General features: G+C 34.4%; 14 protein-coding genes. 9 read left to right on the top strand and 5 right to left on the bottom strand.

Features of this window, described 5'->3' with window-relative positions; all coding sequences use genetic code 11:
• Positions 1-206 precede the first annotated feature (206 nt).
• The 3 genes from QLS97_RS08585 (at position 207) to QLS97_RS08575 (ending at position 2,147) form a co-directional block, all read left to right on the top strand.
• The gene (locus QLS97_RS08585) at positions 207-1,328 is read left to right on the top strand and encodes an ABC transporter ATP-binding protein (protein WP_282715914.1); all 1,122 of its coding nucleotides are present in this window, start codon (positions 207-209) and stop codon (positions 1,326-1,328) included.
• 146 nt (positions 1,329-1,474) lie between these two features.
• Positions 1,475-1,816 carry a type II toxin-antitoxin system RelE/ParE family toxin gene (locus tag QLS97_RS08580; protein WP_282715913.1) on the top strand — a complete coding sequence of 114 codons (342 nt, stop codon included), beginning with the start codon at positions 1,475-1,477 and terminating at the stop codon, positions 1,814-1,816.
• Positions 1,817-1,820: 4 nt separating this feature from the next.
• Entirely contained in the window at positions 1,821-2,147 is a 327-nt protein-coding gene (locus QLS97_RS08575) for a helix-turn-helix domain-containing protein (protein WP_282715911.1), read from the top strand.
• A 69-nt stretch (positions 2,148-2,216) separates the two neighbouring features.
• Here the strand turns inward: QLS97_RS08575 and QLS97_RS08570 are convergent, their stop codons facing one another.
• Both QLS97_RS08570 and QLS97_RS08565 read right to left on the bottom strand, forming a co-directional pair.
• Positions 2,217-3,260, bottom strand: coding sequence for an RluA family pseudouridine synthase (locus QLS97_RS08570; protein ID WP_282715909.1), 1,044 nt, complete (start codon positions 3,258-3,260; stop codon positions 2,217-2,219).
• Positions 3,250-3,873 (bottom strand): PASTA domain-containing protein, encoded by a 624-nt coding sequence (locus tag QLS97_RS08565; protein WP_099715835.1) that lies wholly within the window; start codon positions 3,871-3,873, stop codon positions 3,250-3,252. The genes QLS97_RS08570 and QLS97_RS08565 overlap by 11 nt, the downstream gene beginning before the upstream one ends.
• Before the next feature lie 218 nt (positions 3,874-4,091).
• Between QLS97_RS08565 and QLS97_RS08560 the strand changes: the two genes are divergently transcribed.
• The 3 genes from QLS97_RS08560 (at position 4,092) to QLS97_RS08550 (ending at position 6,187) form a co-directional block, all read left to right on the top strand.
• On the top strand, positions 4,092-5,063 hold the full coding sequence (locus QLS97_RS08560) for a D-alanine--D-alanine ligase (RefSeq protein WP_282715907.1): 972 nt from the start codon (positions 4,092-4,094) through the stop codon (positions 5,061-5,063).
• A 10-nt stretch (positions 5,064-5,073) separates the two neighbouring features.
• On the top strand, positions 5,074-5,529 hold the full coding sequence (gene coaD / locus QLS97_RS08555; RefSeq protein ID WP_282715905.1) for a pantetheine-phosphate adenylyltransferase: 456 nt from the start codon (positions 5,074-5,076) through the stop codon (positions 5,527-5,529).
• A 79-nt stretch (positions 5,530-5,608) separates the two neighbouring features.
• On the top strand, positions 5,609-6,187 hold the full coding sequence (locus QLS97_RS08550) for a PhnA domain-containing protein (protein WP_282715903.1): 579 nt from the start codon (positions 5,609-5,611) through the stop codon (positions 6,185-6,187).
• Between the two features lie 216 nt (positions 6,188-6,403).
• On the opposite strand, the gene QLS97_RS08545 is transcribed toward QLS97_RS08550, so the two are convergent.
• A complete protein-coding gene (locus tag QLS97_RS08545; protein ID WP_282715902.1) occupies positions 6,404-7,750 on the bottom strand; it encodes a DEAD/DEAH box helicase in 1,347 nt (448 codons plus the stop codon).
• 145 nt (positions 7,751-7,895) lie between these two features.
• On the opposite strand from QLS97_RS08545, the gene QLS97_RS08540 reads away from it, so the two are divergent.
• A complete protein-coding gene (locus tag QLS97_RS08540) occupies positions 7,896-9,626 on the top strand; it encodes a M14 family metallopeptidase (RefSeq protein WP_282715900.1) in 1,731 nt (576 codons plus the stop codon).
• A 10-nt stretch (positions 9,627-9,636) separates the two neighbouring features.
• Here QLS97_RS08540 and QLS97_RS08535 read toward each other — a convergent pair whose 3' ends face one another.
• Complete coding sequence (locus QLS97_RS08535) at positions 9,637-10,239, bottom strand: NUDIX hydrolase (protein WP_282715898.1); 603 nt, start codon at positions 10,237-10,239, stop codon at positions 9,637-9,639.
• A gap of 7 nt (positions 10,240-10,246) precedes the next feature.
• Here QLS97_RS08535 and pyrE point away from each other — a divergent pair, with 7 nt between their 5' ends.
• Both pyrE and QLS97_RS08525 read left to right on the top strand, forming a co-directional pair.
• Complete coding sequence (pyrE, locus tag QLS97_RS08530) at positions 10,247-10,894, top strand: orotate phosphoribosyltransferase (RefSeq protein ID WP_282715896.1); 648 nt, start codon at positions 10,247-10,249, stop codon at positions 10,892-10,894.
• A gap of 27 nt (positions 10,895-10,921) precedes the next feature.
• Positions 10,922-11,314: an SRPBCC family protein gene (locus QLS97_RS08525; RefSeq protein ID WP_282715895.1), complete on the top strand. Its 393-nt coding sequence runs from the start codon at positions 10,922-10,924 to the stop codon at positions 11,312-11,314.
• 78 nt (positions 11,315-11,392) lie between these two features.
• Here QLS97_RS08525 and QLS97_RS08520 read toward each other — a convergent pair whose 3' ends face one another.
• Positions 11,393-12,121 (bottom strand): biotin--[acetyl-CoA-carboxylase] ligase, encoded by a 729-nt coding sequence (locus QLS97_RS08520; protein ID WP_282715893.1) that lies wholly within the window; start codon positions 12,119-12,121, stop codon positions 11,393-11,395.
• Positions 12,122-12,137: the final 16 nt, after the last annotated feature.

Below are 12,137 nucleotides of genomic sequence, written 5' to 3'. Positions count from 1 at the left end.
GAAATGTTTTTACAGGATGGATTTAGTTTTAAGAAACAGATATATTTGTGAGAATAATTTGATTATATTTGAGAAATGAATACTGACGGTTATCAGATATAGTAAACCTATTTAAGGTTTATATGTAGGACGTTGCCAAACGTATATGCAAGTTAGGTGTCATTTTGCCCAAGCAGAAACCGAAAAGTAATAATTAAAATAAACCTATGAACTCAAGTGGAACACAAAATAATACAAAATGGTTTTCGAAATTTTTTTTAAGTTTTTTAGCAATCGTAGGTGGAGTTGATTCAATTCTTCATATTATTTTACCTCTTTTTCCGTACAAGCTGACTCAATATGTATTTCCTGTTGGAATCATATCTTTGATTATTGCAATTCTATTTTCTGTAGGTTTATCATTTTATTGGCAATATAAAGAAAAAAATAAAATTATAAATTCCCAAAAATATCATATTTGGCTAACTACTATTTTACGGTATTGGCTTGCTTTTTATATTTCTGCATTTGGTTTTGAAAAACTATTTGATGTCAATTTTGCATTTTCCTTTCATACTGAAGATTCATTAGTTAATACATTAACAGGTCAAGAACTTACTTGGAAATATTACGGATATTCTTATGGGCTCTCAATAATTGTTGGATTATTTCAAATAATAGGTAGTATTCTTTTATTATTTAGACGTACCGTATTGATGGGCGTAATTACACTTTTACCAGTTCTATTTAACATTGTATTGATTAACATATTTTACGGTATTGGTCCTCTTACTACTTTCATATCCATAATTATGACTTTAGGATTAAGCTATTTATTATTGGAGAGAAAAGAAGATATAATTGCTTTTTTTAGTCAATATAAGAATACATTACCTTCAATTGGGAATAATATATTCCGAATTTCAGCACGTATTTTTTGCATATTAATACCTTTTTTATTTGTAAGCTACTATAGTTATGATGTTCGTAAATCTGAAAAATATTTTGGAAAATGGAAAGTCGAAAAAATGACACGAAATGGAAACATAGTTTCAGAAAAAGCGTGGAAAAAAGATACATTAGCGTGGAAAATTATTTATTTTGAAGAACGTGGAAAAATGCTATACTGTCCTAATCCAAATATGTATGTTGATAGTACATCAATATTTATGAAATATGAATACAACAATAATACAAATAAATTAAAGGTAATTTCTTTCGAGAAAAATCCTAAAAAACCAGATACTATTCCTGTTCAGATTAATAAATTCAAAAATGAATCAATGCAGTGGACAATGATTTTCAACAATGACACTATTCAAATGGAATTGAAGAAAGAGAATCCTTAAAAAAACGCCTGCTACGCAAAGTGTTCCTTGTATACGCTGCGCAAATGTCTCTGACTTTACGCCCACAACAATAAGCAACACAATCAAAAAGATAGATAAAGTTTCTAAATTTAGAAACTTTATCTATCTTTGTAAAAATTATACGTTTGAAATTTTTCGAAACAAGATTTTTAGAAGAAGCCGAGAAATTTATAGCAAAACTGGATCAAAAAACGATTTCTAAAATTTTCTATACCATTGACATTGCAGAGCAAACCAACGACCCAAAATTATTCAAAAAATTACAGCATGATATTTGGGAGTTTAGAACAAGATTTGGCGGACTTCAAATTAGATTGTTGGCCTTTTGGGACAAAACAGATGATAAAAATACATTAGTTTTTGCAACCCACGGATTTGTAAAAAAAGTAGACAAAGTTCCCACAAACGAAATAGAAAGAGCAAGTAAAATACGAGCAAAATATTTTGAAAATAAACAAAAAAAATAATACCATGGCAACTACAGAAATGAAATCAACTTCACTTTCAGAAATGAAAGATAAATATATCGGAAACATTGGCACTGAAGAAAGAGAAAAATATGAATATGAACTTCGTATGGATATTTTAGGGCGCATGATTAAAAAAGCCCGACAAGAGCGAAATTTAACTCAAGAACAATTGGGTGAACTTATTGGTGTAAAAAAAGCACAGATTTCTAAACTTGAAAGCAGTACAAATAGCGCAACTATTGACACAATATTGAAAGTTTTTAAAGCCTTAAAAGCGGATATAAATTTTAATGTGACCATTGAAAAACAGAATTTGCAATTAACTTAGACGGTTTTACTAAGTCTCGCCTTTGAGGCTAGAAACAAAAAAAGCCCCAATCCGGGGCTTTTCATATTTTTATTCTTCTACTTCGTCTGTACCATGGGATTTTGAATAGCCTCTCCATTTCTCGATACAATCCTGAAAATCCTGCGGAAGTTCCGTATCAAAACGCATCATCTCTTTGGTCGTAGGATGCACAAAACCTAATGTTTTAGCATGTAAAGCCTGTCTTGGTAAAGCTTTAAAACAGTTGTCAATAAATTGTTTGTATTTCGTAAACGTAGTTCCTTTCAAAATCAAATGACCGCCATAACGCTCGTCATTAAAAAGCGGATGACCTATGTGTTTCAAGTGCGCACGAATCTGGTGCGTTCTTCCGGTTTCCAGTTGGCACGAAATCAATGTTACGTATCCGAAACGTTCCAAAACTTTATAATGCGTCACGGCAGGTTTCCCTATTTCCGGATCAGTAAAAACCGCCATTTGCATGCGATCTTTCAAGTGTCGTGCTAAATTTCCCTCAATTGTCCCTTTCTCTTCGACAACATTTCCCCAAACCAAAGCGACATATTCTCTTTCAGAAGTTTTGGCTTCAAATTGTTTGGCAAGATGCGTCATCGCCGCTTCGGTTTTGGCAATCACCAATAAACCCGAAGTATCTTTATCAATTCGATGTACTAATCCGGGACGTTCACTGCTGTTCATGGGTAAATTCTCAAAATGAAAAGCCAACGCATTCACTAATGTTCCCGTATAATTCCCGTAACCGGGATGCACCACCAATCCTGGCGGCTTATTAATCAATAAAAGAGTAGCATCTTCATAGACAATATCTAATGGAATATCTTCAGGATCTACCCTATTTTCAAAAGGAGGATGGGTAAGCATCACACGAACCACATCATTGGCTTTCACTTTGTAATTCGACTTTACCGTGGCGTCGTTTACAAAAATATTTCCTTCGGTAGCTGCAGTTTGTATTTTATTGCGAGTTGCATTTTGAATTAGGCTCATCAAGTATTTATCAATTCGCAAAGACGTTTGGCCTTTAGGAACTTCAAACCTGAAATGTTCAAATAACTCGTCTTCTAAATCTATTGTATCTATATTATTGTTCATCAACTGGTGTTTCTTCTATTGGTGCAACCAGAGTATCCGCAGCACTTTCTTCTTCTTCATAACTCATTTTTCCGTCTCCTAAAACCAAATCAATTTTGGATGATTTCAAGACTCTGTCCCCTACTTTCAGGTTTCTTCCTTTGAAACGCATTTCCAATACCATATCTTTTCCAAGATTTGGAACATACGTAACCGTTCCTTCCTCAAGCCCTAACGCTTTCAACGTAGGCACCGCTTCACGATATGTTTTTTCAATCAAATCAGGAATTCGCACGGATGAAAATCCCGAAGTATTTATTTTTATGTATATTTTTCTACCTACTTTTACCTTTGTACCCGGTGTTGGATCTTGCTCTACCACACTGAATTGCGGGAAATCACTTCTATAATCCACACTATCCAAAAGCACATAATCTAAATCCAACTCATCCAGCTTTTCTTCCACTTGCTCTTCAGTCAATTTACTCAAATTCGGAACTGCAATTTCATGACCATGATCTGTTGTAAAAGTCAACCAATGCATAAACAAATAGCCCAAAGCGGCAATAATGGCAAGAGCAATTAATACTTGTACTAAAAAGACGCGGCTTGTAAGATACTTACGTAAACTCATAAATTTATTTTTATATGTGGCAAAGATAAAGCTATTTCGTTTCAAAAAAAATGATAATTTTGTTTAATGCTTTTTGGAGCTATTTCCCGCTATTCGTTATAATCTTTTTATCCGCCGAAAAGGCTGATAAAAAGGATTTCCACTGCTATCGGGGCTAGAATCTAGTGCTAAAAACACCTTATTATTTATTCGAACAACTAAGAACAAAACGATACAAAATGAAAAACATTGCCATCATCATGGGCGGATATTCCAGCGAGTATAAAATCTCACTTATCAGCGGAAACGTCGTATATCAATTTCTGGACAAAACGAAATACAACGGATTCCGAATCCATATTTTCAAAGAAAAATGGGTCTATGTTGATGCTAATGACGCTGAATTTCCTATCGATAAAAATGATTTTTCAGTAACTGTTGATGGTAATAAAATCACTTTTGACTGTGTTTTCAACGCCATTCACGGAACGCCTGGCGAAGACGGATTGATGCAGGCGTATTTCGAATTATTGCATATTCCGCAAACTTCCTGCGATTATTACCAAGCAGCTTTGACATTCAACAAACGTGATTTATTATCTGTTTTAAAACCATACGGAATAAAAACCGCCACTTCCTATTACTTAAACAAAGGTGATGCTATAAATACTGACGAAATTGTAGCTAAAGTTGGCCTGCCTTGTTTTGTAAAACCAAATAAAGCAGGTTCCAGTTTTGGAATTTCCAAAGTAAAAACCATCGATGAATTGCCTATCGCAATAGAAGTCGCTTACAAAGAAGACAACGAAATCATCATAGAAAGTTTCCTTGACGGCACCGAAGTTTCTGTAGGAGTTATCAATTACAAAGGAAAAGTAATCGTTTTGCCAATTACTGAAATCGTTTCTGACAATGATTTCTTCGATTATGAAGCTAAATATTTAGGTAAATCACAAGAAATCACACCGGCAAGAATCTCAGATGAAATGACCCAAAAAGTGAGCGAAATAGCCAAACGCGCTTACGAAGTCCTCAAAATGAGAGGTTTTTCCCGAAGTGAATTTATATTGGTAAACGGAGAACCACACATGTTGGAAATGAACACTATTCCGGGATTGACTACGGAAAGTTTGATTCCGCAACAAGCCAAAGCCGCCGGAATTTCATTGGAAGATTTGTTTACAAATGCGATAGAATTGGCTTTAGCCTAAAAATATAAAAATGAGAAAAGCCATATTCCCGGGTTCATTTGACCCCATCACCTTAGGACATGAAGATATCATCAAAAGAAGCATTTCGTTATTTGATGAAATCGTGATTGCCATTGGTGTCAATGCCGAAAAAAAATACATGTTTTCACTGGAAGACAGAAAACGTTTTATCGAAGAGACTTTCAAGAATGAACCTAAAGTTTCGGTGATTACCTATGAAGGTTTGACGATTGATTTGTGCCATAGAATAAAAGCCGATTTTATCCTTCGTGGTTTGCGCAATCCAGCCGATTTCGAATTTGAAAAAGCAATTGCTCACACCAATCGCCGTTTATCAAAAATAGAAACCGTGTTTTTATTGACTGCCGCAAGAACTTCCTATATCAGTTCCAGTATTGTGAGAGATGTAATCCGCAATGGAGGTCAATATGAAATGCTGGTTCCCGATGCAGTTCGTGTAAAATAATGCTTACTATCAACAAAATATAAATTTGTGAAACAAGGCAATAAGCCGTAATTTCGCCTAAAATAAAAGCCATCAAACAATGAGTATAGAAAGAGAATTAAGCAAACGTAGCGGATCAAAATGTGAACTTTGTGGTGCAACCGAAAACCTAAAAGTATACCAAGTTTTGCCTACCAAAAAAGGTGGACTTGACGAAAGTATCATGGCTTGCAGCACTTGTATTGACCAAATCGAAAATCCGGATAACGTAGATTTAAATCATTGGAGATGTTTGAATGACAGCATGTGGAGTGAACATATTCCAGTACAAGTAGTGGTATGGAGAATGTTAAGTCGTCTTCGTTCGGCAGGTTGGCCTCAAGAATTATTGGACCAAATGTATTTAGACGAGGATACTTTGGCTTGGGCACAAGCAACAGGTGAAGGCGAAGAAGAAGAAAACAAAGTAATTCACCGTGATAGTAACGGAGTGATTCTTGAAATTGGAGATTCAGTCGTTTTAATCAAAGATTTGAAAGTAAAAGGCTCCAGTATGGTGGCTAAACAAGGAACTGCAGTGCGTAACATCAGACTAGACCATGAAAATGCGGAATACATTGAAGGAAAAGTTGACGGTCAGACTATTGTAATTATTACACAATACGTTAAAAAGATATAGCTCATTTCAGTGAAAAGTGAGTAGTGAAAGGTGAATAGTATACAGATAGGTATTTCTAGTTACTAAATACCTCTAAAAAAATATCTTTTATAAATTAAAAATCGTTAGCAGTAAAATTTACTGCTAACGATTTTTTTATTTTTTGATGAATACAAAAAACTGACCCTTGAATATTTAAAAACCATTCACTAATCACATTTCACTACTCACCTTTCACTATTCCTCTTCTTTCTTAATCACTTTTCGAGCTACTTCGATTTTAAATTTCTTGCCTTTCATTTTTTCGTCCTTAATAGCATGAAGCAAGTCTTTTACTTTATTGAATTTCACGGCAGCAAATGAGATAAAATCTTTCACTTCGATTAATCCTAAATCGCCTTTTTCTAATTTCCCTTTTTGGGAAAAGAAACCTACGATATCAATTTTATTCAGTTTATTTTTCTTCCCGCCACTGATGTAAATCGTTTGAAATTCAGGTGGTTTTGGTAATGAAGTCGAGTTTTCGATTTTCAAAGCTTCCATACCATAATCGATATAATCCATTTTTTTCTCACTTTCATGAGCAATGATATAAGCAGTTCCTGAAGCCAGCATACGCGCTGTACGTCCGTTTCTATGAGTGAATTCGTCTTCTTTTGATGGCAAATGATAATGAATTACGTGATTCATTTCGGGAATATCAAGTCCACGAGCAGCTAAATCGGTTGTGATTAGATAACTTACACTTCCGTTTCTGAACTGGATTAATGCGCGCTCTCTTTCGTCCTGATCCATTCCACCATGATAATACGTGGCATAAATTCCTTTTTCGTTCAAGGTATCGCTGATGCGTTCTGCAGCATCACGATGGTTACAAAAAACAATTGCCGACTGTGATTTCAACGAACAAATCAAGTTGAACAAACTTCCTATTTTGTCTTTTTCTTTTGAAACGACCATTTTCATGGAAAGATTCGTTTCGTCCACGTTTTCTGGAATGAAATCCAAAATTGTTGGGTTTACGACTCTTGTATATCTTGGAATCTCAATATCGGAAGTTGCCGAAACCAAAACGCGTTTGTTCAGTTTCGTTAATTTTCCAATGATAAATGACATTTGCTCATGGAAACCCAATTGCAATGATTTGTCAAATTCATCCAAAATCAACGTTTGGATTTTATCCACTCGGAAAGTTCCTCTGTCGATATGGTCCGCAATTCTTCCCGGAGTTCCTATTAAAACTGCCGGAGGATTACTTAAATTCTTGATTTCAGTATCTATGGAATGTCCGCCGTAGCACACATTTACTTTATAATCAGTCCCCATTTTTTTCCAAACTTGCTCAATTTGTAATCCTAATTCGCGTGATGGAACCAAAATCAAACATTGAACCGATTGAATTTCGGGTTGTAACATTTCTAAAATGGGCAACAAAAAAGCCAAAGTTTTTCCGGAACCTGTTGGCGAAAGCAATAAAACATTATTGTCATTCAGGATCGTATCTTGTGCTACTTCCTGCATTTCGTTCAGGCTTTCGATGCCTAAATTCAAAAGTATATTGTTGGAATGGTGTTTCTTATTCATTTTGCAAAGGTAATTTTTAATTCTGAGTTATGAATTTTGAATTATAAATTTTCATTCTTTTAAATCGGGAGTTTCCTATTCTTACGATCATTTCTATACGTGTCGAAAAAAAGCTACATTTGAAATTCCATTTAAAAACCGAAATATGAGATTTTTCACATTCCTTTTTTTACTATTCTCCATCAACTCATTTGCACAAAAAACGAATAAATACGATACTTTTTTCGAAAAAGGCAATGGAAATCAATCTGCTAGTTATCAAGAAACAATCGCTTATTATAAACTTCTGGCGGATGATTTCCCTACTATCGAAATGCAAAAAATGGGATTGACAGACAGCGGTGAACCGTTGCACATGATTGTTTTTAATCCTGAAAAACAATTTGATTTTGGAACCATCCAAAAAAACAAAGCGGTGATTTTGCTTAATAACGGCATTCACGCAGGCGAACCAGACGGAATTGACGCCAGTATGCAATTGTTTAGAGATTTAGCTTTGGGCAAAATAAAAGCTCCTAAAAATACGGTTATCGTTTGTATTCCAGTGTATAATATTGGAGGCGCTTTAAACAGAAATTCCACTTCAAGAGCCAATCAGGATGGACCGGAAATTTATGGCTTTCGTGGCAATGCCAGAAACTATGATTTGAACCGGGATTTCATCAAGTCCGATACCCGAAACACGAAAAGTTTTGTGGAAATATTCCATAAAATAAATGCCGATGTTTTTATTGACAATCACGTTAGCAATGGCGCAGATTACCAATATAAACTCACTTATATTATGACCCAACATAATAAACTAGGAACCGTTTTAGGTGATTTTTTAAATACTGAAATGATGCCTGCTTTGGTCCAAGATTTACAAAAAAAGAACATCGAAACTACACCTTATGTTAATGCTTTTCAGGACACACCGGACAAAGGTTTCGGACAATTTTTTGAAAGCCCACGATTTGCAACGGGCTATACTTCGTTGTTCAATACAATTGGGTTTGTGGTGGAAACGCACATGCTTAAAAAATATGCCGATCGCTTGAAAGTGACGTACGAATACATGCGCTCAGCAATCGATTTTACGGATACGAATTACCAAAAAATTAAGCAATTGCGATTGAAAAATGAAGAGCAGTATAAACCACAGCAATCGTACACCATAAAATGGGAAATTGACAGTACAAAAACGATTCCTTTTTCGTTTTTAGGCTATGAAGCCAGTTACAAAAAAAGTGATGTAACATCAGGAAATCGCTTGTTTTATGACAAAACAAAACCATTCAAAAAAGACATTCCGTACAGCAAGGAATTCAAATCAGTAAAAGAGATAATCATTCCGGAAGCGTATATCATTCCAAGAGGATTTTGGCCTGTAATTGAATTATTTAAGAACAATACTATCTCCTATCGTCAACTAAAAAATGACACTATAATTGAAGTGGAAAGTTATAAAATAGCGGACTTTAAAACGACAAATTCAGCGTATGAAGGCCATTATTTACACCGAAACACTTCGGTAACCGCTAAAATGGAGAAAGTGGCTTTCGCCAAAGGAGATTACGTTATTCCCACACAACAAAAGGGAATAAAATACGTATTGGAAACATTGGAACCCGAAGCAATAGATTCTTTTTTCAACTGGAACTTTTTCGATACGATGTTACAACAAAAAGAAGGGTATTCTGATTATGTTTTTGAAGATTCCGCTACACAGATTTTAAAAGAAAATCCAAAATTAAAAGCTGAATTCGAATATAAAAAACAAAGCGACATCAATTTTATTAATAACCCCGAAGCGCAATTGGATTGGATTTATAAACATTCCGTTTATTATGAAAAGGCACATTTACAATATCCTGTGTATCGTATTTTAAAATAAAAAAAAGCTCCTATTTCAGGAGCTTTTCTTCTTCAAATAATAATTTTATGTTCTCATAAGAGTTTTTTAACGCCTCTTTAATTTGTTCCGGATTCATCCAAGCCACTTTTTCGATTCCTTCGTCTAATTGTCCTTGTGGTGTTCCTTCAAAATCAGATTGCATTTCAAACCAATGTGTAATTTTCAATTTGTATTTTCCATTACGTCTAAAAACATGATAGGTTTTTTGAAGTTTATGAGATATAGTCAAGCCATTCACACCTGTTTCTTCCTCTACTTCACGCATGGCTGTGGCATCAATTTCTTCTCCTTTTTCGATGCCGCCTTTGGGCAAATCCCATTTTCCGTTTCTAAAAATGAATAAAACTTCACCTTTTTTATTGTAAACTAAACCACCACCAGCCTTGGCAACAGGTATTTTTGCTTTCAAAGTCTTCATAATCACGCTTTCATCAGGATGATACAAGTATGCTTTTTGAATTTTATTTTGAAATATTTTTACTATAAGTTGCTCTATATCAATACTCTCTAACAAGAATAATTGAAAATCGGTCTCTTTAGAGATGTGATTTGTCAAAAAAAGTGGTTTGTCGTTAACAAAAACTTTATACATTTGTACTATGATTTTTAATAAAGATACAGCCGAAAAAACAGCCGAATTTCTTTTGCAAATAAATGCAATTAAATTGAATCCAAGAAATCCTTTTACATGGGCTTCTGGATGGAAATCGCCTATTTATTGTGACAACCGATTAATCCTCTCATTTCCAGCCGTAAGGAATTATGTCCGAGATGAATTTTCCAAAAATATTGAAAAACAATTTGGTAAACCAGATGTTATTGCCGGTGTAGCCACTGGAGCAATAGGAATTGGAATGCTCGTAGCGGAAAGTTTGGGATTACCATTTGTATATGTTCGCCCAGAACCAAAAAAGCACGGAAGACTAAACCAAGTAGAAGGTTTTTTACAAAAAGGACAAAATGTAATTGTTGTAGAAGATTTGATTAGTACTGGAAACAGTAGTTTACTTGCCGTTGAAGCTTTACGTGAAGCTGGAGCGAATGTAAAAGGAATGGCAGCAATCTTTACCTATGGTTTTGATGTTGCTGACACCAATTTTAAAAATGCGCATCTGGATTTATACACGCTAAGCAATTATCAAAACTTATTGAATTTGGCTGTAGCCAAAAGATATATTACGGAAGAGGAAGAACAAACTTTAAGAGAATGGAATGGGAGTCCATCCACTTGGAATATTGGAGTTTAAAAAAATATAAAATAAAATACTGGAAATATGAACTTAGAAAGTCCAAAAGTTAGTGTCTCAAAATCAGCTCAAGAATTGTTTGATTTATTGAGTGATGTAAAGAACTTCGAAAAATTAATGCCCGAAAACATTGCTAAATTTGAAGTTATTGGTGACGATGCTTTTATTTTTGGATTAAAAGGAATGCCAGAAATTAAGCTAAAAATGAAAGAAAAAGTAGCTCCAAGCAAAATTGTTTTGGGAGCTGCGAGTGATAAACTTCCATTTACATTGATAGCGAACATCGATTCAGTTTCTGAGAACTCCAGTGATGTAAAACTTGATTTCGAAGGTGATTTCAATCCTATGATGGCTATGATGATTAAAGGTCCTATTGGTAAATTCATCGAAACTTTGGCTGGGAATATGACCAAGTTATAAAAAAATAGTTTAAAATAAACAAGAAACCCTTTTAGTGCAAACTGAAAGGGTTTCTTGTTTAATTGCAACAATCAGCCGTTAATACAACATTTGAATTTCTTTAATATCAAATTCAGCAATGCTGTCATCTTCCAGAAGAACCTGTAGTTTTCCAACCGAGGAAACTCCTTGAATAATTCCCATAAAATTTTGATTCTTTTGATCTGAAAAAGGCATTGGCAAACCTTTTTTATATAATTTATTGCTATAATCAGACCATAAACCTGCAGGACTGTGTTTACATAACTTTACATTTTTTTCTATTGCGTCACAAATGGAAAAAAGCAGTTCGTCTTTATCAAATTTTGCATCACAAATTACCGTCAAAGAAGAGGCTTTTGGTAAATTTTCAAAATTGGTTTGATTCACATTTAGTCCTAAACCTACAATAGAAACAATCGTTCCGTCACTTTTGATACTGTTTTCTATCAAAATGCCACCTATTTTTTTGTTGTATGACATTATGTCGTTAGGCCATTTGATACTAAGATTAGGAATCTTAAATGATTCCAAAACTTCAATTACAGCAAGCGAAACTGCAATATTCAGATTGAAAATCTGACAAATATCAACTAAAAAATCCTTAACCAAAAGACTCATTATTAAGTTTTTACTCGTCTCAGAAGCCCAAACAGCGCCCATTTGGCCTTTCCCCTTTGTTTGATTCTCTGCGGTTACAACAGTAAAGTTTTCCAACTCTTGTTTATTCGATAAGCCTTTAAGGAATTCGTTTGTAGAATCTATGGCATCGAGTTTGATTAGTTTCATATACAGTTTTTTGTGA

Origin of the sequence: Flavobacterium yafengii (assembly GCF_030010375.1) — a bacterium.
GTDB lineage: Bacteria > Bacteroidota > Bacteroidia > Flavobacteriales > Flavobacteriaceae > Flavobacterium > Flavobacterium yafengii.
Note: the sequence above shows the minus strand (reverse complement) of the source record. Positions and strands in the feature narration are given on the sequence as shown.